The sequence below is a fragment of the Mangrovimonas xylaniphaga genome (assembly GCF_001280435.1).
In the GTDB taxonomy this organism is placed as follows: domain Bacteria; phylum Bacteroidota; class Bacteroidia; order Flavobacteriales; family Flavobacteriaceae; genus Mangrovimonas_A; species Mangrovimonas_A xylaniphaga.
On the sequence record NZ_LBIP01000013.1, the window covers coordinates 36412 to 59159 of the forward strand.

23 protein-coding genes are annotated in these 22748 nt (G+C 38.2%); 15 read left to right on the forward strand and 8 right to left on the reverse strand.

What is annotated here, in order from left to right:
* Nucleotides 1-7: 7 nt before the first annotated feature.
* On the reverse strand, nt 8-1555 hold the full coding sequence (locus ZA06_RS00220; protein ID WP_053975414.1) for a tetratricopeptide repeat protein: 1548 nt from the start codon (nt 1553-1555) through the stop codon (nt 8-10).
* Nucleotides 1556-1709: 154 nt separating this feature from the next.
* On the opposite strand from ZA06_RS00220, the gene ZA06_RS00225 reads away from it, so the two are divergent.
* The 3 genes from ZA06_RS00225 to ZA06_RS00235 all read left to right on the forward strand — a co-directional run bounded on the left by ZA06_RS00225 (nt 1710) and on the right by ZA06_RS00235 (nt 5229).
* Nucleotides 1710-2285 carry a non-canonical purine NTP diphosphatase gene (locus tag ZA06_RS00225; RefSeq protein ID WP_053975415.1) on the forward strand — a complete coding sequence of 192 codons (576 nt, stop codon included), beginning with the start codon at nt 1710-1712 and terminating at the stop codon, nt 2283-2285.
* A 193-nt stretch (nt 2286-2478) separates the two neighbouring features.
* A complete protein-coding gene (locus ZA06_RS00230) occupies nt 2479-4284 on the forward strand; it encodes a DEAD/DEAH box helicase (RefSeq protein WP_053975416.1) in 1806 nt (601 codons plus the stop codon).
* Nucleotides 4285-4446: 162 nt separating this feature from the next.
* Nucleotides 4447-5229 (forward strand): carboxypeptidase-like regulatory domain-containing protein, encoded by a 783-nt coding sequence (locus tag ZA06_RS00235; protein ID WP_053975417.1) that lies wholly within the window; start codon nt 4447-4449, stop codon nt 5227-5229.
* Nucleotides 5230-5266: 37 nt separating this feature from the next.
* Here ZA06_RS00235 and ZA06_RS00240 read toward each other — a convergent pair whose 3' ends face one another.
* Both ZA06_RS00240 and ZA06_RS00245 read right to left on the reverse strand, forming a co-directional pair.
* Entirely contained in the window at nt 5267-5641 is a 375-nt protein-coding gene (locus ZA06_RS00240; protein ID WP_053975418.1) for a VOC family protein, read from the reverse strand.
* Nucleotides 5642-5670: 29 nt separating this feature from the next.
* Nucleotides 5671-6336, reverse strand: a complete 666-nt coding sequence (locus tag ZA06_RS00245; protein WP_053975419.1) for a TrmH family RNA methyltransferase — start codon at nt 6334-6336, stop codon at nt 5671-5673.
* A gap of 36 nt (nt 6337-6372) precedes the next feature.
* Here ZA06_RS00245 and ZA06_RS00250 point away from each other — a divergent pair, with 36 nt between their 5' ends.
* Nucleotides 6373-7056, forward strand: a complete 684-nt coding sequence (locus ZA06_RS00250; protein ID WP_053975420.1) for an SIR2 family NAD-dependent protein deacylase — start codon at nt 6373-6375, stop codon at nt 7054-7056.
* A gap of 159 nt (nt 7057-7215) precedes the next feature.
* Nucleotides 7216-8445: a LamG domain-containing protein gene (locus ZA06_RS00255; protein WP_053975421.1), complete on the forward strand. Its 1230-nt coding sequence runs from the start codon at nt 7216-7218 to the stop codon at nt 8443-8445.
* A gap of 44 nt (nt 8446-8489) precedes the next feature.
* On the opposite strand, the gene ZA06_RS00260 is transcribed toward ZA06_RS00255, so the two are convergent.
* Nucleotides 8490-9605, reverse strand: coding sequence for a C1 family peptidase (locus tag ZA06_RS00260; protein ID WP_394332248.1), 1116 nt, complete (start codon nt 9603-9605; stop codon nt 8490-8492).
* Between the two features lie 182 nt (nt 9606-9787).
* Here ZA06_RS00260 and ZA06_RS00265 point away from each other — a divergent pair, with 182 nt between their 5' ends.
* The 4 genes from ZA06_RS00265 to ZA06_RS00280 all read left to right on the forward strand — a co-directional run bounded on the left by ZA06_RS00265 (nt 9788) and on the right by ZA06_RS00280 (nt 12935).
* A complete protein-coding gene (locus ZA06_RS00265) occupies nt 9788-10855 on the forward strand; it encodes a BamA/TamA family outer membrane protein (protein ID WP_082331884.1) in 1068 nt (355 codons plus the stop codon).
* Nucleotides 10856-10963: 108 nt separating this feature from the next.
* Entirely contained in the window at nt 10964-11662 is a 699-nt protein-coding gene (locus tag ZA06_RS00270) for a lysoplasmalogenase (protein ID WP_053975423.1), read from the forward strand.
* Between the two features lie 133 nt (nt 11663-11795).
* Nucleotides 11796-12290, forward strand: coding sequence for an RNA polymerase sigma factor (locus ZA06_RS00275; RefSeq protein ID WP_053975424.1), 495 nt, complete (start codon nt 11796-11798; stop codon nt 12288-12290).
* Nucleotides 12291-12293: 3 nt separating this feature from the next.
* Nucleotides 12294-12935: a hypothetical protein gene (locus ZA06_RS00280; protein ID WP_053975425.1), complete on the forward strand. Its 642-nt coding sequence runs from the start codon at nt 12294-12296 to the stop codon at nt 12933-12935.
* A 15-nt stretch (nt 12936-12950) separates the two neighbouring features.
* Here ZA06_RS00280 and ZA06_RS00285 read toward each other — a convergent pair whose 3' ends face one another.
* Together ZA06_RS00285 and ZA06_RS00290 are read right to left on the reverse strand one after the other, a co-directional pair.
* Nucleotides 12951-13748, reverse strand: a complete 798-nt coding sequence (locus ZA06_RS00285) for a lysophospholipid acyltransferase family protein (protein WP_053975426.1) — start codon at nt 13746-13748, stop codon at nt 12951-12953.
* A 45-nt stretch (nt 13749-13793) separates the two neighbouring features.
* Nucleotides 13794-14435 (reverse strand): NUDIX hydrolase, encoded by a 642-nt coding sequence (locus ZA06_RS00290; protein ID WP_053975427.1) that lies wholly within the window; start codon nt 14433-14435, stop codon nt 13794-13796.
* Between the two features lie 59 nt (nt 14436-14494).
* Between ZA06_RS00290 and ZA06_RS00295 the strand changes: the two genes are divergently transcribed.
* Both ZA06_RS00295 and ZA06_RS00300 read left to right on the forward strand, forming a co-directional pair.
* Nucleotides 14495-15229: a peptidylprolyl isomerase gene (locus ZA06_RS00295; protein ID WP_053975428.1), complete on the forward strand. Its 735-nt coding sequence runs from the start codon at nt 14495-14497 to the stop codon at nt 15227-15229.
* Between the two features lie 94 nt (nt 15230-15323).
* Entirely contained in the window at nt 15324-17486 is a 2163-nt protein-coding gene (locus ZA06_RS00300) for a M3 family metallopeptidase (protein ID WP_053975429.1), read from the forward strand.
* A 72-nt stretch (nt 17487-17558) separates the two neighbouring features.
* Here the strand turns inward: ZA06_RS00300 and ZA06_RS00305 are convergent, their stop codons facing one another.
* Both ZA06_RS00305 and ZA06_RS00310 read right to left on the reverse strand, forming a co-directional pair.
* Nucleotides 17559-18164: a trimeric intracellular cation channel family protein gene (locus ZA06_RS00305; protein ID WP_053975430.1), complete on the reverse strand. Its 606-nt coding sequence runs from the start codon at nt 18162-18164 to the stop codon at nt 17559-17561.
* Complete coding sequence (locus ZA06_RS00310; RefSeq protein ID WP_053975431.1) at nt 18164-18880, reverse strand: RDD family protein; 717 nt, start codon at nt 18878-18880, stop codon at nt 18164-18166. Before ZA06_RS00310 ends, ZA06_RS00305 begins: the two co-directional genes overlap by 1 nt.
* A 32-nt stretch (nt 18881-18912) precedes the next feature.
* Here ZA06_RS00310 and ZA06_RS00315 point away from each other — a divergent pair, with 32 nt between their 5' ends.
* Genes ZA06_RS00315 through ZA06_RS00330 form a run of 4 tightly spaced genes read left to right on the forward strand, consistent with a single transcriptional unit; the run spans nt 18913 to nt 22726 of the window.
* Entirely contained in the window at nt 18913-19887 is a 975-nt protein-coding gene (locus tag ZA06_RS00315) for a stage II sporulation protein M (RefSeq protein WP_053975432.1), read from the forward strand.
* On the forward strand, nt 19887-20759 hold the full coding sequence (locus ZA06_RS00320; RefSeq protein WP_053975433.1) for a hypothetical protein: 873 nt from the start codon (nt 19887-19889) through the stop codon (nt 20757-20759). Before ZA06_RS00315 ends, ZA06_RS00320 begins: the two co-directional genes overlap by 1 nt.
* A complete protein-coding gene (locus tag ZA06_RS00325) occupies nt 20760-21509 on the forward strand; it encodes a DUF4129 domain-containing protein (RefSeq protein WP_053975434.1) in 750 nt (249 codons plus the stop codon). It begins immediately after the preceding gene.
* Nucleotides 21506-22726, forward strand: coding sequence for a DUF4350 domain-containing protein (locus ZA06_RS00330; protein WP_053975435.1), 1221 nt, complete (start codon nt 21506-21508; stop codon nt 22724-22726). Before ZA06_RS00325 ends, ZA06_RS00330 begins: the two co-directional genes overlap by 4 nt.
* Nucleotides 22727-22748: the final 22 nt, after the last annotated feature.

The window sequence follows — 22748 nt, forward strand, 5'->3', positions numbered from 1 at the left end:
AAATATACTATTCCATAACTACTTTGTCAGCTAATAATACCTTAACTTTTTGAATTCCTTGTTCTACCAACTTTCTTTTAGGTCCTCGCTCCAAAGCAAGCTCATATTGTTGTAAGGCTTCCCCATAACGTTTTTGCTCTACCAACCATTCCCCGTATAACTCATGTGTTGGTTTTTGAATGGATGGTGGTCCGTAGCTGTAGGTCATAGCCTCTTGGGCAGCTACCGAAGCCTTTAGCAAGGTTTCTGTTTTTTCAACATCCTCATTCAGCCAAGCCTGTAGCGCTTTAAGTTGGGTCAATATCACTGTTGAACCATCAATACTACGTTGTGTAGGTGTTTCCCTTGTTACCGAAGCACAAAACGCAGCGCCTTGAGATAGATTATCAACCAATAAACTTTCCTTTTGGATTTTTTCTTCTAAATCTACAATGAGGCTGTCCAATTGTTGAGGCTGCTTATCATATAACGCCTTATAACCATCCAAAAACTGATTCATGGCTTTAATTGAAATTCGTAACCCAGACACATCAATAGGAATCTCGGCAATGGCATTGTCCCAATCATCCGTTTCACACAAATAAGTTCCTTTTAAAAATACCATATGCGTTCTGGCACGTTTGGAAGGCAATTCATTGGTGTATTTCTGCATGTCCCAAACCATGTCCCTAGCCTTGTTGATACTATCCATTTGCAAATAGCCATATTCCAACCAATGATAAGAATGATACCCTCTTGCATCATTATCCAATTCTTTAGCATTCTTTCTGGTAATACTGGCCCCATAAGACGCCACGTTGGAACTGACCACCTCATCCCACATTCCCAAAGCCACATAAATATGGGATGGCATATGCAAGGCATGGCTGGCATCTGGAGCAACTTTGGAATAGCTATTGGCGGCATCCAATGCCAAATGCGCATGATAAGGATCATCATAGGAATGTATCAAATAGTGCAAAGCCCCTGGATGCTTAGGATTATCTTCCAACACCTGTTTTGCTATCACAGCGCCCTGTCCAAAAACAGAATCATTCCTAGCCCCTACAACCGAGCCCAATTGGGAAAGCGCATAAAAAGAGGCCACTTCATTATTACCCGGATACTTTTCATACAAACTCCCCATAAAATCTCGATACTTTACATCGCGCTCATTCTTGGACGTTTTTGGGGTGTACAATATTTCTACAGCTTTTATAAAGTCCTGCTCTACTTCTGATAATTCATTCAAATTATCCAATTGCTTCATTTTTGCAATAACTGCATTAGCCTCTTCAAAGTCTTGTTCAGACCACAAACTATGATTGTAAGTCATAGCCTCTCCCCAATAGGCCATGACCAAGTTTGGATCTAATTCCTGAGCCTTTTTAAAAGCTTCCCTAGCATCAACATATTCAAAACTATGCAATAGCAGCAATCCATTTTCAAAATATGGCTTTGCCTGTTCATCCCCTTGAACAGTAAACTCTACACTTCCCAAGGCTGTTTTTTCGGTGACAGTTTCTTTACAATTAAAAACGATAAGGGCTAACAAAAGAAAACAAAAAAGTCTCATAATAAGTCTATTTACAACAACGCTTTAAAGCACTATTTATAAGGTTTATACTCAAATATAATCAATTATTAGTAGACCTAGATTCATTGGGAAATTCTACATGAGTTTTAATTTGAAATACTAAGTTGTACTTTTGAAGCCTAAATTTCAAGCTATGAAACTGGTTTTTGCCACCAACAATCTAAACAAACTTCAAGAAGTTCAAAAGTTAATTCCCTCAAACATCCAATTGCTGAGTCTAAAGGATATTGATTGTTTGGAGGACATTCCGGAAACCCAAGACACCATTGAAGGCAATGCCATTCAAAAAGCCAATTACATCAAAGAGAATTATGGCTACGATTGTTTTGCAGACGATACCGGTTTAGAGGTTGAAGCTTTAGATGGTGCCCCTGGCGTCTATTCTGCACGGTATGCAGGACCACAAAAAGATGCCAATGACAATATGGACAAGCTATTGGAAGCATTGGAAAATCATTCCAACCGAAAGGCACAATTCAAAACAGTCATAGCCCTTTCTCTTAACGGAAAACAACATACTTTCACTGGGATTTGCAAAGGCAACATCACTCAAGAAAAAGCTGGCTCGGCTGGCTTTGGATACGATCCAATTTTTAAACCGGAAGGATACGAGCTTACATTTGCAGAAATTTCCATGGAAGAAAAAAACCGCATAGGTCACCGCGGAAAGGCTGTTGCTCAGCTTGTGGAATATTTAAATCAACTCTAGAACTCTTAACAAAATCATAATTATCAGGGAATTCCTGTTCTCTGAAATAAAAAGCGTATATTTGCCGGCTGAAACTCAAAAGGTTGAGTTAAATTCCTCAGAGTGAGGATGTGTTACAGGAAGATTTAGGTTAAGTATGTCGATTCGCTTCTTATGTAACACTACAAAAACATAATCGAATACTTACAATCGAATGAACACATTCCAAGATTTAGGTCTTAATGACGACCTATTACATGCTATTACCGATTTAGGATTTGAAACCCCTAGTGATGTCCAAGCACAAGCCATCCCAATTTTATTGGAAGAAGACACCGATTTGGTTGCCTTGGCACAAACGGGAACAGGGAAAACCGCAGCTTTCGGATTTCCGATGCTACATAAAATAGACGTTAGCAGCAGAACCACACAAGGACTTATTTTATCTCCAACCCGCGAACTTTGTTTGCAAATTACCAACGAGCTTAAACTTTACGGAAAATACTGTAAAGGATTAAACGTTGTAGCCATCTACGGTGGATCCAGCATCAGCGATCAAGCTAGAGCTATCAAAAAAGGGGCACAAATTATTGTTGCAACTCCTGGTAGAATGAAGGACATGATTAGCCGAAACATGGTAGATATTTCAAAAATTGAATATTCTGTTCTGGATGAAGCCGATGAAATGTTGAACATGGGATTCTATGAAGACATTACAGACATTCTATCCCACACACCTGCAGAAAAGAGTACTTGGTTATTCTCTGCAACCATGCCTAGAGAGGTTGCTGCCATTGCCAAAGAATTTATGTACGATCCTAAGGAAATTACTGTAGGATCCAAAAACGTGGGTAGTGACCAAGTTTCGCATGAATACTATTTAGTAAATTCAAGAGACCGTTACCTAGCCCTGAAACGTTTGGCCGATGCCAATCCTGATATCTTTTCAGTAGTATTCTGTCGTACTAAGCGCGATACGCAAAAAGTGGCAGAAAACCTTATTGAAGATGGTTACAACGCTGGAGCACTTCATGGAGATCTAAGCCAGAACCAAAGAGATTTGGTGATGAAATCTTTCAGAAACAAGCAAATCCAAATGCTTGTAGCTACAGATGTAGCTGCCCGTGGTATTGATGTGGACGATGTTACCCACGTAATCAACTACCAACTTCCGGATGAAGTTGAAACCTATACTCACCGTTCTGGACGTACAGGTCGTGCAGGAAAAACGGGGGTTTCTATGGTGATTGTTTCCAAAAGTGAGCTTCGAAAAATAAAAAGTATCGAGCGCATCATTAAGAAAAACTTCCAGAAAAAAGACATTCCAAGTGGTATGGAAATTTGCGAAGTGCAATTGTTATCCTTGGCAAACAAAGTCCACAATACGGAAGTTAACCACGAAATTGACAAATACCTAAGCAACATCAACGAGTTGTTTAAGGATACCGATAAAGATGAACTGATTAAAAAATTCTTTTCTGTAGAGTTCAACCGTTTCTATAACTACTACAAAAAATCGCAATCCTTAAATGTTGAAGAACCTAGAGGAGGTAAAGACAGCGGTAGATCATCTTCTTCAGACGATGTGAGATACTTTATCAACATTGGTAAAAAAGACGGGTATGACTGGATGAACCTAAAGGATTTCTTAAGAGATCTTTTAGAATTAGGCAAGGACGATGTCTTTAAAGTAGATGTTATGGACAGCTTCTCTTTCTTTAATACAGAACCTGAATTACAAGAGAAAATTCTAAGCTTTTTCACGGACTTTAAACATGAAGGTCGCTATGTAAATGTTGAACTAAGCTCAGACAAAGGAAAGTATGGCGGCAAAAAACGTAAAGGCGGTAGACGCGATGGCGGAGGAAGAAGAAGAAGCAACGACGACTTTAAAGGCGGAAGCTCTCGAAGCAAAGGAGAAGGCAAACGTTTTGAAGGAGGTTCTAAACCACCAAGACGCAGCGGAGCTCCAAAATCTAGTTCTGTTGGCGGATCCAGACCAAGACGTTCTAGACGCTAAACAATAATATATTAAGAGGCTATCCTAAGAAAACAGGATAGCCTCTTTGCTTTCAAATTGGCTCTAACAAGGAAAAGCGCTTGTTAATTTTTAGTCAAAATTTTTTGGATGTATCAGTAATATATCTTTAGTTTATTACTTTTATACCTTACAAAGATTGATATGAAATACCTACTTCTACTAATATGTACTTTTTTTATAACCACCTCTGTGGTCTCTCAAGAAGATGACACCAGAGTAAAAGGTATTGTAGTAAGTTCAAGTACAGGAGAAACTTTGGAAAAGGTAAACATTGTCAATCTTAACCAGGTTATAGGAACCTCTACGGATGACAAAGGAGCTTTTGAAATCAAAGCCAAAGCTAACGACACACTGCATTTCTCATATCTTGGATACAAATCCATTAAAGTAAGGGTTACCAACGACTGGATTAAATTTGGGGAAACTCAAATTGAATTGACGGAGTCCGCATTGGCATTGGAAGAAGTTGTAGTAAACCAATTAAGGCTAACGGGATATCTGGAAGTTGACGTAAAGCAGGTACCTATCAAGACCAATTACCGCTACAGTATTTCAGGATTGTCCAACAAGGGATATGAAGCAGGAAACAACTCTCCTAATGCGGTAAACAAAGTGCTGGGAGCCATTTTTAACCCTGCAGATTTCCTTTATAATGCTTTTGGAAGAAAGCCTAATGAAATGAAAAAACTGCGCCAAATGAAAGAGGATGATGAAATCCGAAATCTTTTAGCCACCAAGTTTGACCGTGAAATGCTTACCGTACTATTACAGGTAGACCGTTATGATTTGGATGAAATTGTAAGTCACTGCAACTACTCCAAGGACTTCATTGAAACGGCCAACGATCTTCAAATTTTAGATGCCATCAGTGAGTGTTACGAAGAATACAAAGTACTCAATAGAAATAGACCTAGTAGGTTTTAAATATTAAAGAAAAAGTCGAAACTAAGTTTCGACTTTTTTATGCTCTTGAATGAAGGGCAATCCTATTCCCTTCCGAATCTATGAATGCTGCCATATACCCGTGTTCCGGTGAAATTTGTGTCTTGGGCTGGTAAATCTGCCCACCTGCTTCCTCTATCCTATCCAATTCATTTTGCACATTTTCACTTATGAAATAAATCAGGGTTCCCTCCTGACTTGGAATATAGGAATCCTGTTTGATCAAGGTGCCCTGTGCTCCTGGCACTTCCCCTCTGTCTGGAAACCACCCCATTTGCAAACCTCCAAAATCATGAAGGGCAATTTGTACTTGAAAAACAGTTTCATAGAATTTTTTGGCCCGAGCCATATCAGACACGGGAATTTCAAACCAACCAACCATATTATTTGCCATAGCCAGAGAATTTACAATTTCATTTAAAGTTACAAATTCTCCTTGTTTTCATGATAATGAGCTACAATTTTATCGTAATTTTTAATGGACTTTTTGACCCAATCCATGCGCTTTTCGAAAATCTCTGCTTCGGTAAGTCTCCAGTCCAAATCACTCAGTCTCATTTTTGAAGTCACATGCTGCAATATAATTGCTGCAGAAACTGAGATATTCAAGCTTTCTGTAAAGCCCACCATAGGAATCTTTAAATAGCAATCAGCTTCCTTCAAGACATCTTCAGAAAGGCCCTCGGTCTCTCTTCCAAAAAAGAAACAAGACTTTTTAGTGAAATCGAATTCATGCAATTCGCAGTCGTTGGTATGTGGCGTTGTGGCCACAATTTGATAGCCTTTCTTTTTTAAATCAGCTACACATGATTTTACACTATGATATCGATTTATATCTACCCATTTTTGGGCTCCCATGGCAATTTCCCTATCAATACGTCTGCTATTTCGCTCCTCTACAATATGCACTTCCTGTATGCCAAAAACGTCACAGCTTCTAATAACTGCACTAGTATTATGCAACTGAAAAACGTCCTCTGTAGCAACCGTAAAATGTTTGGTACGTTGAGCCAATACTTCTTCAAATCGTTGTTTTCTGCTATCGGTAAGATAGGTCTCTAGGTATTCTAAAAGTTTGAGATCTGTCATGGGCCAAATATAATTTATAAATAGTAATTTTGACTCATGAAACACCTCGTAGTACTCACAGGAGCAGGAATGAGCGCCGAAAGCGGCATTAAAACCTTTAGGGACGCCGATGGCCTTTGGGAAGGGCACGATGTTATGGAAGTGGCTTCTCCGGAAGGCTTTAGAGCCAACCCCGAATTGGTCTTGGACTTTTACAACCAAAGACGCCGCCAGTTATTTGAAGTATCCCCAAATGCCGCACATTTTGCCTTGGCTGAATTGGAAAAAGAATATCAAGTAAGTATCATCACCCAAAATGTTGACGACCTTCATGAACGCGCCGGCAGCACCAACGTGCTTCATTTACATGGTGAATTATTGAAAGCCCGAAGCACCTACGACGATGCTGATATTGTTGATTGCACTACCGACATTGTAATGGGAGATAAATGCCAAAGAGGATATCAAATGCGTCCACATATTGTATGGTTTGGAGAAGCAGTCCCCATGATAGAACCTGCCATTTCCATTTGCGATACAGCAGACATACTACTTATAATTGGCACTTCATTACAGGTCTACCCTGCGGCTAGTTTAATGCACTATGCTCCTGAAAACACGCCCACATTTTATATTGACCCAAGACCTGCGGTTTCTAACTCTAAAAACATTACCGTAATTGCCGAAAGCGCTACTCAAGGGATGAAAATTTTCAAGCAAAATTTACTTTCATTATTATAATTTAAGTTTATTAAAATTGACGCTTTCAATTCACAAATACCTAATACACAACACTTAAAGATAGTTTGCATAGAGGTTAAATTAAGGTTAATCGACACGGTTTCACAGCTTTAAAACTGAAAAGCTTCCTAATTTTAACTTTCTAGCTGATTAATGATTATGACAAAATTTTTAAGCTCAAAAATTCAATTACTCTTTATTTTAATAGGTTTAAGTTGCAGTACTCATGCTCAAAACGCCCTTCACTTTGACGGCGTGGACGATTATATACAAACAGACTACAAAGGCATTGAAGGGGATGGTGCCAGAACCGTTGAAGCTTGGATAAAAGTGGAGCCTAGTGATACTTGGCGATTTATTGTAGATATGGGTATCTCAGGAATTGGACAACGATTTTCTTTTAAAATTAACAACAATGCACGCTTCATTAGAATTGAAGTTGGGGGTGGCGGTATTTACGGTAAAACAACCGTCACAGATAATAAATGGCATCATGTGGCCACAACCTATGACCCGGACTTATCCGAAAATCAATTTAAACTTTACGTAGACGGAAAATTGGACAGAGAAGGAGATCTTGATTTAGAAGTGGACACAGGTATCGACAACCCCATACGAATTGGTTTCAGTAATTATGATTTAGGCCCTTTTGAAGGTCTCCTTGACGAAGTGAGGGTTTGGTCTGTTGCCCGAACTGAGGAAGAGATCAAAAACAATATGAATACCGAAATATGCCAATCTCCCAATTTGGAACTTTATTATAAATTCAACCAAGGCATTCCAAATGGTAACAATAAATACCAAAATATTGTCATGGACTATGCGGGAAATGCTTACAATGCCGAACTTGAAAATTTTAAATTATCAGGAACCAACTCCAACTGGACAGAAGGAAGCCCAATTTCTCCAACAGATTTAGACACTTCTGTTAATGCTGAAGGCTCTAGGCTCACAGCAAATTTACAAGGCGCCAACTACCAATGGATTGATTGCTCTGACCACAATAAAGAAATAAACGGAGCTACATCCCAATCCTTTAGCCCAAAAGTTATTGGTTCATATGCTGTAAAAATCACCAATGCCGAAGGCTGTATGGAGTTGTCTAACTGCATCACTATTTCGTCTTTGGAAACATTTGACAGTCCTTTTACCAACACTATTGCTCTTTCCAAAAATGAGTTTGAAAAAGGTGTATCAATCGATTTGGGCTCTTCCTTTACAGAAGTTCAAACAAAACTTATCAATATAGACGGACATGTCCTTTCGGAAGACAATTTTAAGGATATTGATAAAATTGATATGGATATAAACCAAATTCCTGGATTGTATTTTCTTCAAATTACAACCAATATGGGAGATTCAGGTATTCTTACCATTGTAAAACAGTAACACATAAAAAAGGCAACCATTTTTTGGTCGCCTTTTCTTTCAGATTATAAATTCAAGTTGTTCTTTACAGAGGGTTGCAGTGCATCCTTATGCACCATAATGGAAATGGTTTTCAATTTAAAATATGCTTCGCTCATATAAATGAACCCATCATTAGGGACCTTTTTTGTGTGCTTCCCCCAAGAATTTTTCACTTTGTAATAAATAATGCCGTTTTGATCTTCAACCATGCCTACAATATGCATTAAATGATCATCGGTAGTATTAAAATTTTCAAACTCCTGTTGGCGGAATTCTGGAGTTATCTCCTTTTCTTTAGTAATAGCTTTCAATGCAACCTCCCCTATCTTTTTATCCTCAGGGATTACCGCAAGACCATATTTAGAAGAAAATGTTGTTTCAGTAACATCGCAATCCAATTCGATGGAAAACCCAGCTTTTAGGGCTTCATTTGTAATCTGCACCAATTCATCCAAAGCTACATTATAATAGCTTCCATTTGAGAAATTATCAGGAATCTCCAATATAAAATTGCTGTTATAAGGATGATGTGTAAACGAAGTAATGCTCACATAATCCTGAATTTGCAACCCAGTCATTTCCAAAAATGATTGAGGTGTATAAGTCTCTCCTTCATAAACAAAGGTTTCAATTTGTTTTCCTAAAGCTGCATCCAATACGGCTTCAACATCCATTTTCCAATCCCCTCTATAGGCCGTTGGATTTTTAATATAAGCATCCAAAATGGGTTTTAAATCACCTAAAATTTCAGAATGATCATGCTTTTTTTCCGTTTCTTGCAATCCAGTATACACCTCATTGGGAACCACCCCAAACTGTGAGATACTATTGATAACATCATGTGCCAAACCACCTTCACTAAATTGTGCCATCCCTTGGCGCATTACATAATTCCACGCCTTTCTAGGGTAGGTCTGCCTCACATTATACATTTCAGATAAATCGATATGTTTTCCTGAAAGGCGCATAATTTCACTCTCTAAAAAAGAAGAGGTAGAAAAACTCCAACAAGTTCCTGTATTGCCTTGACTAATGACCTCGGTAGTTTCAAGATCTATAAGGGATTTAAATTGGTAGGATTGAGAAAATGCAATGGTTGAAGTTGCCATTAGCATAACATAGATGAAGGGCTTTTTAATGTTCATTCTTAACATTTTTAATTCTAGGCCGCTAAAATAATAAAAATGAAAAAGTTCTCCTTAGCAATTCTCAAAATACATGACCCCATGTTTTCTTCAAAATCATAAACCCTAAAAACATAACTCTCTCATTGTAAGAACTATCGGAAATATTTGTATATTTAAATACAACTATTCCAATTATGAAAAACCGCTTCTTTCTATTCATCTTTCTTTTGTGCATTACCCCTAATTGGGCCCAACAGGACACCTCTTCTGAAACTAAAGATTCCATCGTTCAAAAACCTCACGAGTTTACGGTAATGCCATATGTAAGTTACAACAGGAACCTAGAATTTATGTTTGGGGTCACCCCGATGTACATGTTCCGAATGAACAGAAATGATTTAAAATCCCCCAGATCCATGGTAGGTCTGGCCGGTGTGTATACCACCAATAAGTCCTACTTTATTGCGGTTTTCTCCCAAATGTACTTTAAAGAAGATTCTTGGAGGTTACAAGTTTTTGGCGTTACTGGTGACCACCTCTCCCAATTCTATGCCGGTGATATTGACGAACCTGGGTTTTATGATTATGCCACTAATACAACTATCATAAATGTAGGAATTAAAAGGAAAATTGTGGAGCATTTATACGGTGGGCTTGCCTATACTTACTCTCATTACGAAACAGATTTTTACAATTTACAGCCCGCAACCACCACCACTTCGCAAGGCCTTGAAATTAACTTTATGATAGACAAGAGAAGTAACATTTACTATCCTATGAACGGTTACCAAACCAAACTCCGCTTGAAAATGTACCCTTTATGGATGGGCAATGATGAAAGGGCCAACCGTATTTTAACTTCTCACAACCACTACTTCCCATTTAGAAAAGATAAAGATGTGTTGGCTGCCCGTTATTCGGGACAATTTGGTCTTGGCAGCATTCCTTTTGAACAACAGGTTACCGTTGGGGGAAAAGATATCAGAGGATATTCCGAAGGGAAATATCGCGGTGATGGCTTGATTGCCATACAGAGTGAATACAGATGGAATTTCCACAGAAAAATGGGCTTTGTTGGCTTTGCCGGCCTAGCCACCATTTATGGATCTGACACCTCTAGTTTTGATTGGAAAATGTATCCAGGGGCTGGTGTGGGGTATCGCTACCAAGCCTTTAAATCCATGAAATTTAATGTGGGGCTGGATGCCGCTGTAGGGAAAGACGATTGGGGAATCTATTTCAGAATTGGTGAAGCATTTTAACAATTTTCCCGCTCTTAAATTACTTGATAGCGTTTTTTGTTACAATTAAAAACAATACCTTTAAGGAAACCTTTTACTAGGTTACGCCTAAACGAATACAACACATTAATGCTTACCAAAACAGAAAAGTCCTTTAGCCTCATCTACTTCATTATTGTCCTAGCCGAATTGGTTTTTGGAAATTCTGAACGCCTACATGCATTGCACTATGTAAGCAAACCCGCTATCTTAACCACTTTGATCATCTTTTTTGTGACGCGAAGCAATCATCTCAACAAAACGTTGCGATTAATGACTTTGTTCGCCCTTTTGTTTTCACTTTTGGGAGATATAGAACTTATGTATGCCCAACGCGACGAACTTTACTTCATCTTTGGTTTAGTGGCCTTTTTAGCGTCCCACGTGATGTACACATTCGTGTTTTTAAAAAACAGAGATCCCGAAAAAAAACCATTTCCCTTCATTGCAATTCTACTCCTCTTTGCAGTTGGATTGTTATTTACTATTTATGAAGGATTAGGAAATTTAACCGTGGCTGTTATTACATACATGCTGGTCATTCTAACCATGGTTACAACAGCTTACCTAAGAAAGGAAACAGGGACGCGCAATAGCTATTATTTAATATTTTCTGGCGCACTGCTATTCATGCTTTCGGATAGTATTTTGGCCATCGACAAGTTTCACGAGCCCCTACCCTTTTCCCACATTAGCATTATGTTCACCTATGCTCTGGCTCAGTATTGCATCGTGTTGGGACTTTTAAAATCAAGGGACAAAATTGAAATTCTTCAAAAAACAACCTAACTTTTAATTCGTTAGTTTTCAGAAGCAAAAACAACACCTATGTTAAAAATTTGAAAATTTACACCATAAAACGCTCCTAAAGTGTAACATCTTCTCTGCAACCTCTACAAATAGTCAGCTAACAACTAAAAATTTGGATAAAGAACTAGAACATAGTTTTGTAAAATTACTTGAAGAGCACCAAAACATTGTGCACAAGGTGTGTAGGCTATATACCAACAACCAAGATGCCCACAATGATTTGTTTCAGGAAATTACCATACAGCTATGGAAAGCCTATCCAAAATTTAGGGGAGATGCTAAGTTTAGTACTTGGATGTACCGAGTAGGCTTAAATACAGCCATTACCCTATACCGGAAGTCTAAACGCAGAATTGACACTCAGGAGTTTGACGCTGTACAGTTCAAAATAAAATCGGAGGAGTATGACGACACCGAAGAACAACAACTTAAACTCTTGTACAATGCCGTTTACCAGTTGAATGACATTGAGAAGGCCTTGGTATTTTTATTCCTTGAGGACAAAAACTATAAAGAAATCAGTGAGACCTTAGGGATATCGGAAGTGAATGCTCGAGTGAAAATGAACCGCGTGAAAACAAAATTAAAAACCATCTTAAATCCGTAACAAATGGATGAATTAGAACTATTAAAGAAAGATTGGAATAAACGTGGGGACAGTTACCCCAAGTTGTCCTACAACGATATTTACAAGATGATCCTTAAAAAATCCTCTTCCATCGTTAAATGGATCTTTATTCTAAGCATGCTGGAATTTGTGTTCTGGCTAGGTATTTCATTTTTGCTTAAAGACTCCAAAAACCTCAAATCCTTCGACCGATTGGATGGTAGCTACCTCCTAATTCCTTTAACTGTCATTGGGTATGTGGTGTTGGCTTACTTCTTCTTTCTGTTCTACAGAAACTACCGAAAAATATCGGTTACGGACAGTGCCAAACAACTCATGGAAAACATTCTAAAGACTAGAAGAACCGTGAAGCAATACGTAGCTTTTAACTTGTTTTACATGGTGTTTTCAAGCTTGGCAGTGCTGTTTATTGAATTTGACCAAAACCAAGATTTGATTGCTAAGGTACAGGAAGCCTCTGCCAATGGTCATCTTTTAATGTTCTATGCCAAAGTTATCTTAACCTTTACTGTAGTGTTTGGTTTGGTAATCTTGATTCTTTTAGGCTTCTATTGGCTAGTCTATGGGATTTTACTCAAAAAACTTAACAGAAACTACCACGAACTCAAAAAATTGGAAATCTAGAAACCTATGAGTGTTTTACCACTCACGCTGTTTGTTGAGCTCTTCCAGTTCCATAAGTTCTTTTTGGGAAATCACCTTTAAAAAGGAAGGGTGTTGCTCTATGGCATATTCAATTTTCTCAACAATGTCTGCAACAGAATCATTGTCGTAATCAATTTCTAAAGGCTGTTTAATTTCAAAAGATTGCAGTACGTTTTTCTTCTTTACTCGAAGTCCCTTTTTGTCGAAGGAACGTCTAAACCCGTCAATCACAATAGGCACAACCACTGGTCTGTACTTTTTAATGATGTGAGCCGTTCCTTTTCTAATAGGTTTAAAAGGCGTGGTGGTTCCTTGTGGGAAGGTAATTACCCAACCATCATCCAAGGCTTTTCCTATATTGGAAATATCGCTCATTTTCACTTGACGGTTTACATCCTTCCCTTCGGCTCTCCAAGTACGCTCAATACTCACAGATCCTACGTAGGCCAAAATCTTGGGCAATAAACCATCTTTCATGGTCTCTTTCGCCGCAACGTAGTACAAGTTTAATTTTGGATGCCACAAGTACCCCACATTTTTGATGGAATCTATTCGTCCACTTAAACTGGCGTTGAACACATGGAACATAGCCACGACATCGGCAAAATAGGTTTGATGGTTGGAAATGAAAAGGACATTTTTGTCAGGAAGATTCTTGATAACTTCAGAGCCTTCAATCTGAAGTTCGTTAAAACCTCTAAAACGTCTGTGGGTAATAACACCCAACACACGGATTAACCATTTCTTTATAAACAATATATGTCCAAAAGGATTTTTCTTAAACAATCCCATACCCTTTAATTTTTACGAAGCTACAAAAGTAACAATTCTATAATTTTAAGTCGCCTGTTTTAACAAGTCTTTTAACTCACTAAGCATCATAGCGGTAGCCCCCCAAACAATGTGATTATTCAATTTAAACGCCGGAACTTCAACATTCTTTTTGTAAGAAGTATTCACAAAAGCACTGGTTAAACTGCCTTCATCAACAAAGTGTCCAAAGGGAACTTCAATTAGGTCTTCTACTTCATCTTCCTGCTTGATAAAACTTGGGGTTTTGTTGGTAACCCCCAAAAATGGGTATACGGTAAAGTTACTGGGCGGAATATATAAGCGGGTCAAGGGTTTTACAATATCAATGTCTGTCATGGGCACCCCTATTTCTTCATGGGTTTCCCTTAAGGCCGTTTCTTCTAGATTTTGATCCTTGTGTTCATAGCGGCCACCAGGAAATCCAACTTGGGCAGAGTGCACTCCTTTGTAGGTTTTCCGGAGAATCAACACCAATTTGGTGTATAATTTTTCATCGGGGTAAAACAAGGCCATAACCCCCGCGTTTTTGGAATGTCTTATGGCCTGCTCCTGCTCTTTCATCAATTCCAAACGAAAAGGCGGAGACATTTTAATCTGCGAGGCTTCTCCTGGAAGTGGCAGATTTTTTATTTTTGAAACCAATTTAGTGAATGCATCAAATTCCATAACCCCATTTTTAATTGCCCAATCACTCAGGAAATTAACAAATCCCTAAATAGATACAGATGTCCAACATTATTAAGACTCTAAAAACACCCTTTCTTTTATTTCTCACCTTTTGTGTTCTAACAAACTGTGAAGGTACGCAATCCAAGAAAAAAAACACAACTTCCAAGGTAGATTCCACTACCGTACCCCAGATACAACCTAAAGAAAAGGACACTATTACTACGCCAAAACGAAAATTCCCACGACTTACAGATGACACCGTGATGGAATTCTTTTTGGAGTACGAAAAACACAACAAGGAAAACAAAGTGCGTATCACAACCGACTTTGGTGAAATTGATATTTTACTGTTTGACGAAACAAAATTTCACCGTGCCAATTTTATATACCTCACCAAGCAGCATTATTTCGATAATACCCAATTTTATAGAGTGGTTAACAATTTCATCATTCAAGGTGGTAGTTCCGATGATTACGAAATCACAAAAAAGAGAAGTAAAATTGGCAAATACCTATTACCACCAGACACTAAAAAAGGTTTTAAACATGATCGTGGCATTGTAAGCATGCCTAGCAGCGAAATTGAAAACGCCTATAAATTAGCTTCCCCTTATGAATTTTTCATTGTCCAAAAACAAGGTGGTGCTCACCATTTAGATGGCGCCTACACAGCCTTTGGGAAAGTCATAAAAGGCATGGACGTGGTAGATAAAATTGCGGCCCAAAAAACAGACAAGGCAGAATGGCCTCTTCACAATATCTATATAAGAAAAGTAGAAATTATTGATTAAAATCTTACTACAAACTAAGGTTTTAACGAAAAATTCACGCAAAATTCAACCGAGATTTAATACCTTCGAGGCCGTTAATAAAAACTAATTCTAAATGAAACAAAAAAATATCGCTAAACACATCCAAGCCTTTGGATTATGTGCTTTAGTTGCATTTACTTCATGCAAAGATGTCCCTAACCAAACAGAAGACATTGCTATGGCAGACAATACCGAAAACATTTTACTACAAGAATGGACAGGACCTTACGGAGGTGTTCCTGCTTTTGATAAAATGAAGGTAACCGATATCAAACAAGCCATGGAAACGGCTATGGAATCGCACCTTCAAGAAATTGAGAAAATTGCCAACAATCCAGAACCGGCTACCTTTGAAAATACCATTGTAGCCATGGAAAGTTCAGGAAAAACCTTGGATCGCGTGTATGCCTATTACGGCATTATGAGCAGTAACGTATCAACTCCAGAGTTTAGAACCATTCAAGCTGAATTGGCGCCTAAATTATCTGAGTACGGCTCTAAGATTTCACAAAACGAAAAGTTGTTCCAACGTATCAAAACAGTTTACGATGCATCTCAAACCACGCCTTTGGAAGCAGATCAACAACGTGTAGTTGACTTGACTTATAAAAGTTTTGAAATGAACGGAGCGAATCTTGATGCTGAGAAAAAAGCCCGTTATGCTGAAATCGATAAAGAATTATCAAGTCTTTACAACAAGTTTTCAGATAACTTGTTACACGACGAAGAAAACTATGTAACCTACCTTAACAAAGAGCAATTAGGAGGGCTTTCGGAAGGATTTATCAAATCTGCAGCTAAAATTGCTGCCGATAAAGGTCACGAAGGTGAATATGCTATTACTAACACCCGTTCTTCAATGGATCCGTTCCTTACCTATTCTACCGAGCGCGAATTGCGCAAGCAGGTTTGGACCAACTACTACGCTAGAGGAGACAACGGCGATGAGTATGACAACAACGCTTTGATTGCCCAAATCTTGAAACTACGTAAAGAGCGTGTTGGATTAATGGGTTACGACAACTATGCGCAATGGCGTTTACAAGACCGTATGGCTAAAAATCCTGAAAATGCAATGGATTTAATGATGGCTGTTTGGCCAGCGGCTATTGGTAGAGTTGCAGAGGAAGTTGCAGACATGCAGGCTATTGCCGATGCTAATGGAGATAACATTACAATCGAGCCTTGGGATTACAGATACTACGCAGAAAAAGTGCGTCAGAAGAAATATGATTTAGACAGTGATGAAGTAAAACAATACTTGCAATTGGATAAATTAACTCAAGCATTATTCTATGTTGCGGGAGAATTGTTCAACTATGAATTTACACCTGTTAAAGAAGGAAGCGTACCTGTATTCCACGAAGATGTAAAAGTTTGGGAAGTAACCGATAAAGATTCAGGAAAATTGGTAGGACTTTGGTATTTGGATCCTTATGCCCGTGAAGGAAAACGTTCTGGTGCTTGGGCTACTACCTATAGAAGCTACACGTCTTTTGAAGGAGAGAAAACCGTATTAGCTTCTAACAACTCTAACTTTGTAAAACCTGCTCCAGGTGAAGCTGTATTGGTATCTTGGGATGACGCTAACACGTTCTTCCACGAATTTGGTCACGCACTACACTTCTACTCTGCTAATGTAAAATACCCTACTTTAAACAGTGGTGTTAGAGATTATACTGAATTCCAATCACAATTATTAGAGCGTTGGTTATCGACGGACAAAGTAATCAACCAGTTTTTGGTGCACTATAAAACAGGTGAGCCTATTCCTGCTGAATTGGTAGCTAAAATCAAAAAAGCTGCTACCTTCAACCAAGGATTTGCAACTACAGAATATTTGGCATCTGCGTTAATAGACATGAAATTGCACTTGGCAGATCCAACAAACATCGATATCGACAAATTTGAGCGTGAAACTTTAGCAGAATTGAACATGCCTAAGGAATTGCCAATGCGTCACAGAACACCACAATTTGGTCACGTATTCTCTGGTGAAGGCTATGCCACTGCATACTACGGATATATGTGGGCCGATGTATTGACAAGTGATGCTTCTGAAGCCTTTGCTGAAGCTCCAGGAGGATTCTACGATAAAGACGTTGCCGCTAAATTGGTAAAATACTTATTCGCTCCAAGAAACGCCATGGACCCAGCTGAAGCTTATCGCTTATTTAGAGGTCGTGATGCTAAAATTGAAGCATTGATGAGAGACCGTGGGTTTCCAGTTCAATAAGTAAAAACTTCATTATAGAAAAAGAAAACCACGCTAGAAGCGTGGTTTTTTTTTTATGTTAATAATTGATGTTTATTCTCTATATAAACTAGGCAAACTAATCTTAAACTTAACAGCCAAAAGCCTGATGACAATGACTACTAGGGCCGCAAAAACAAAAACAATATTCTCTGCAATAGGCAGTTCCCTTAACACAAAATAGGTGCTTCCTCCCAAAATACAGGCCGTGGCATAGATTTCCTTTCTAAAGATGACAGGAATCTCATTACACAGAATATCACGAATCACCCCTCCAAAACAGGCAGTCATTGTTCCTAAAGCAATACATATTAAAGGATGAAGAGAAGCTACCAATCCTTTTTCTATACCAACAACCGTGTAAAGACCAATCCCAATAGTATCGAACAACAGCAAAGAAGTTCTTAGGTAGTTGAGTTTACTTTTGAACAAGACAGCAAATAAAGTGGCTCCAAAAATAACATAGACATAGGTCATATTGGTCATCCAAGCAACCGGTGTTTGTCCAATCAACACATCCCGAAGGGTGCCTCCTCCTACCGCCGTTACAAAGGCAATGATAAAAACCCCAAAAGGATCCATCTTTTTGCTCAGCGCCACCAAAACTCCCGAAATGGCAAAAGCAATGGTTCCTAGTATATCAATGATTTGAAAAAACATTACATCTGTTGTGTGTAGTAATTGTAGTCCTTAATCACAGTATCCACAAAATCTATTGGCTTTTCTTTGGGCTCAATGCCAATTACTTTAACAATTTGGTCATGTAACATCACAATAACATTGTGCTGTCCATTTCTCTTAGCATCTTGATATAAGCCTTTTATGGTTTGCATATCACTATCCTTAAACAAGGTTACCTGAGTATATGTAGGCACATAATCAGTAGGCAAATCCTTTAGAATCATATCATTTACAGAAACCAGATCCTTTTCACTAATTACTGTAGTTCCCGCCGCCATATCACCTAAACGCTGCCCATTTCCTTTGAATAAAATGGTCAATATCGCCACACCTCCACTTGAAAGACTTACATCAATAATCCTTAAAATCCACCTCACAAAATAATTGGCAAAAGTTGGCTTAGAACCATCCAATTTTACCACTCTAATTTTTAATGCAGACTTTCCAATGGTTTGCCCATTCCAAAAAGCTTCCAACAATAAATAATACAAAAAAGCAGGGAGCGTAATCAACAAATACAAGGCCCATTGATCTCCCATACCCAAATCCAAAGCCCCCAAAAGCATGAACGACAATATTATATAACACCCTACAACCAAAGAGTCCAACAAATATGCCAATATCCTATCTCCAATACCAGCAACATTTTGATGGATGCCTACATTTTGCGCAGTTTCTATTTGAAATTTTTCCATATTTTCTTTTCTTTGAAAGCAAATAGCTACTTATGCGTGAAGCTGCTTTCGCCAAGCAAAATAAAAATAAATGGTTACAATTTGAAAACATTCTTTCAAATAAAACAACGGTAAACCCAAACGAGCTTTCCGATCTCTATATTGAAATTACCGACCATTTAAGCTACGCAAAAACTTTTTATCCCAACAGCAATACCGAACGCTATTTAAATCAACTGGCCTCTAAGGCGCATTTAACAATTTACACCACTAAAAAGGAATCCAAAAACAGACTTATTTCTTTTTTCAAAACTGAATTCCCCACGCAGTTCTATCATCATCAACGGGAATTGCTGATTGCCTTTTTGGTATTTGCACTTTTTTGTATCGTAGGCGCCTATTCGGCAGCCCATGAAGGCGACTTTGTAAGAGCAATTATGGGCGACGGTTATGTAAATATGACGCTAGAAAATATTGAAAACAACGACCCTATGGCCGTTTACAAAAAGACAGGGGAAGTGAATATGTTTTTAGGCATTACCATCAACAATATCAAGGTAGCATTGATGGCCTTCGTCTACGGAATTCTATTGGGTGTAGGCTCCCTATTCGTGATGATGCAAAATGGCATTATGTTGGGAAGCTTTCAATATTTCTTTTACGAAAAAGGATTACTATGGGAATCGGCTAGAACCATTTGGATTCATGGAACCTTTGAAATTTCGGTCATCATCATTGCCGGTTGCGCAGGCTTGGTGGTTGGAAACGGCATTCTGTTCCCCGGCACCTATACCCGTTTGGAATCCTTTAAACGAGGTATTGTTAACGGACTTAAAATTTTACTGAGTACCATTCCATTTTTTGTGGTAGCAGGGTTCCTTGAAGGTTTTGTAACCCGTCACACCGAAATGCCGGATTGGCTGGCCATTTTTATTATTGGCAGCTCTCTATTTTGCATCGTATTTTATTACATTTTATATCCTATCCAATTACATAGAAAATCAACCAAAACACTAACCCCAAACTAATGAAATCATACATAGAATTTAAACAACAGCGTGAGCTTGGAGCCATCTTAACGGATACTTTTGCCTTTTTCAGAATGGAATTCAAACCTCTTTTTAAGGCTATTTTCAAAATTGCAGGTCCTTACATCGTGTTCTTTTTGGTATCCCTAGTATTTTACGTTTATATTGTGGGAGACAGCTTTAATTTTGATTTAAGCAAAGGGTTTCCAAGTACCAACCCAATGATGTATCTACTTGCTATGGTAATTTATTTTATAGCTGCCATTTTGGCCTACACGGCAACAACATCAACAGTATTACACTACATCAAATCATACATAAAGCATAATGGAGCCACAGATGTTTTAGAAGTCAAACAAAATGTGAAACAAACATTTTGGGGGTTCCTAGGACTTTCACTTTTGAAATGGCTCACCTTATTCGTTTCTATGATGCTTTGTTGTTTGCCTGTGTTCTATTTTATTGTACCAATGGCTATAGTGTTGCCTATTTTGGTATTTAGAGAAATGAATGCCGGCGATTCCTTTGGTTATGGCTTTACTTTGACTAAAGATGAATTCTGGATCACGCTTGCCACAATCATTGTTTTCTACATCATTATAGCAGTTGCGGCCAGTATATTTTCTGTACCCACGGTAATCTACACTTGGATTAAAATGGGGATTTTTAGCGGTGCCGTAGACCCTAGCAATATGACGTCGTTTGCAGACCCTGTCTACATTTTCCTAAACGTACTTAGTTCTCTCTTCCAATACGCCCTTAACGTCTTGGTTACCATCGGAACCGCCTTTTTGTATTTCAATTTAAATGAACGCAAAAACTTTACAGGAACCATGGAACGAATTAAAGCTATTGGAAACACAGAGGACTAAATGCGGCTTCAATATTTCATAGCAACATTCCTATTTTTGATAGCTCCTTTGGTCAATGCCCAACAGGATTCCTTGACGGTTCGTAACGACGATAGTCCTGTAGCCATTAAGAAGATCAACCTTGAAGACTTAGCAAAATATAGTGAAGATAACGATTTTAGTTATGTTGAAACTCCCGAAGGAGAGAATGCAGTTGGTGACTTTTTTCAGGGTATCCAATCATTTTTTATCGACATGCTAAGAACTATCTTGGAAGCCATTTTTGGAGTAGGTCAAGCTACAGGGATACTAAATTTTATTCTGCAGGCCTTTCCTTATCTAATTTTTACCACGCTAGTTTTTTTATTGTCGAAATTCTTTTTAAAAGTCAAGTCTAAAAACATTATTTCTGGGCAGTCCAACCCGCCTACCGTTAAGTTTTCGGATGATGAACATATCATTAAAAATGAAGATATTCAGGGCTTGATACAAAAAGCCATTTCCCAAAACAATTATAGATTGGCGATTAGGTACCACTATTTACAATCCTTAAAAAACCTATCAGAGGAACAAATCATTGATTGGAAACAACAAAAAACCAATGAAGATTATATCAAGGAAATCTCTCAAGACAAACTAAAAACAGAATTCACAACTATTACCCGAATCTATGACTATGTATGGTATGGGGAATTCCCTATAGATGACATAAAGTTTGGAACCCTGAGTACCGTTTTTGAAAAACTTAACCTAAGCCTCAAAGCCAATTGAATAGAAAAGGAAAAATATATATCGCCTTAGCAGTCTTTACTTTGTTGAGTATCGTGGCATTGGAAGCTACCAAACCCAAAGAGCTCAATTGGTTCCCATCCTATGCCAAACACCATAAAATCCCGTTGGGCACCTACGTGTTCCAAGAACAATTGCAGAGATTATTTTCAGAATCCCAACTTCTCAATGTAGACAGGCCTCCTTTTGAATATTTAGAAAACACTCCTGACTCCATTGGCTCCTACGTTTTTATAAACAATGAGATTAATTTTGGCCAAAGCGAGTTAGATAAACTATTAGATTGGACTTCCAAAGGCAACACGCTTTTTGTGGCAGCTTCTGTTTTGGAACAACAATTATTAGACACCCTAAAACTAGAGACTTCCCATTTAAGCCAATTTGATGGTTTTGGATTTGACTATGAATTACAACTAAAAAATAAAGTACTTGACACGGGCAAAGTAAGCTTCAATAATAAAGACGCCAAAGGGCTTTTAGCTTACTTCAGCAGTATTGATACTTTAAACTCGAAGATTGTTGGGATAATCGAGAAAATGAATAGTTCAGATTCGCTAAACCTCGCCCACCCAAATATCATTAAAACCCCTTTTGGAGAAGGAACAGTTATTGTGAGCTTATTTCCACAGGCCTTTACCAATTATTTTATGCTTACCCCTCCCAACCAACAATATACCGCCGGTTTGATGTCGTATCTCAATGAGGAGCAGCCCATATACTTGGATGAATATTATAAATCTGGTAAAATATTTTACAGCTCCCCTTTGTACCTCATGCTTAACAACAAGCATTTAAAATGGGCCTATTACATCATGCTTATCGGTGTTCTATTCTATATCCTTTTTGAAGGCAAACGCAAGCAAAGAGCTATTCCTATAGTAACACCATTACGCAACCAAACCCTTGATTTTACCAGAACTATTGCCAATATGTATTTTGAAAAGGGCAACCATCATGATATTGCGTTGCATAAAATTCAGCATTTTATGGATTACATTCGTACCCAACTTTACTTGTCTACCGAAACCGTCAATACTGAATTCATCAATAACCTGGCGGCAAGAAGCAACAACAGTGTTGAAGCTACCAAAAACTTATTCAACACCATCGAAAGAATATCCAACACTCCTAACATAACCGCCACGGAATTGGAAACACTAAACAACTTAATTGAAACTTTTAAATCCAAACATGCCTAAGGTGCATGCTTAAAATATTGTA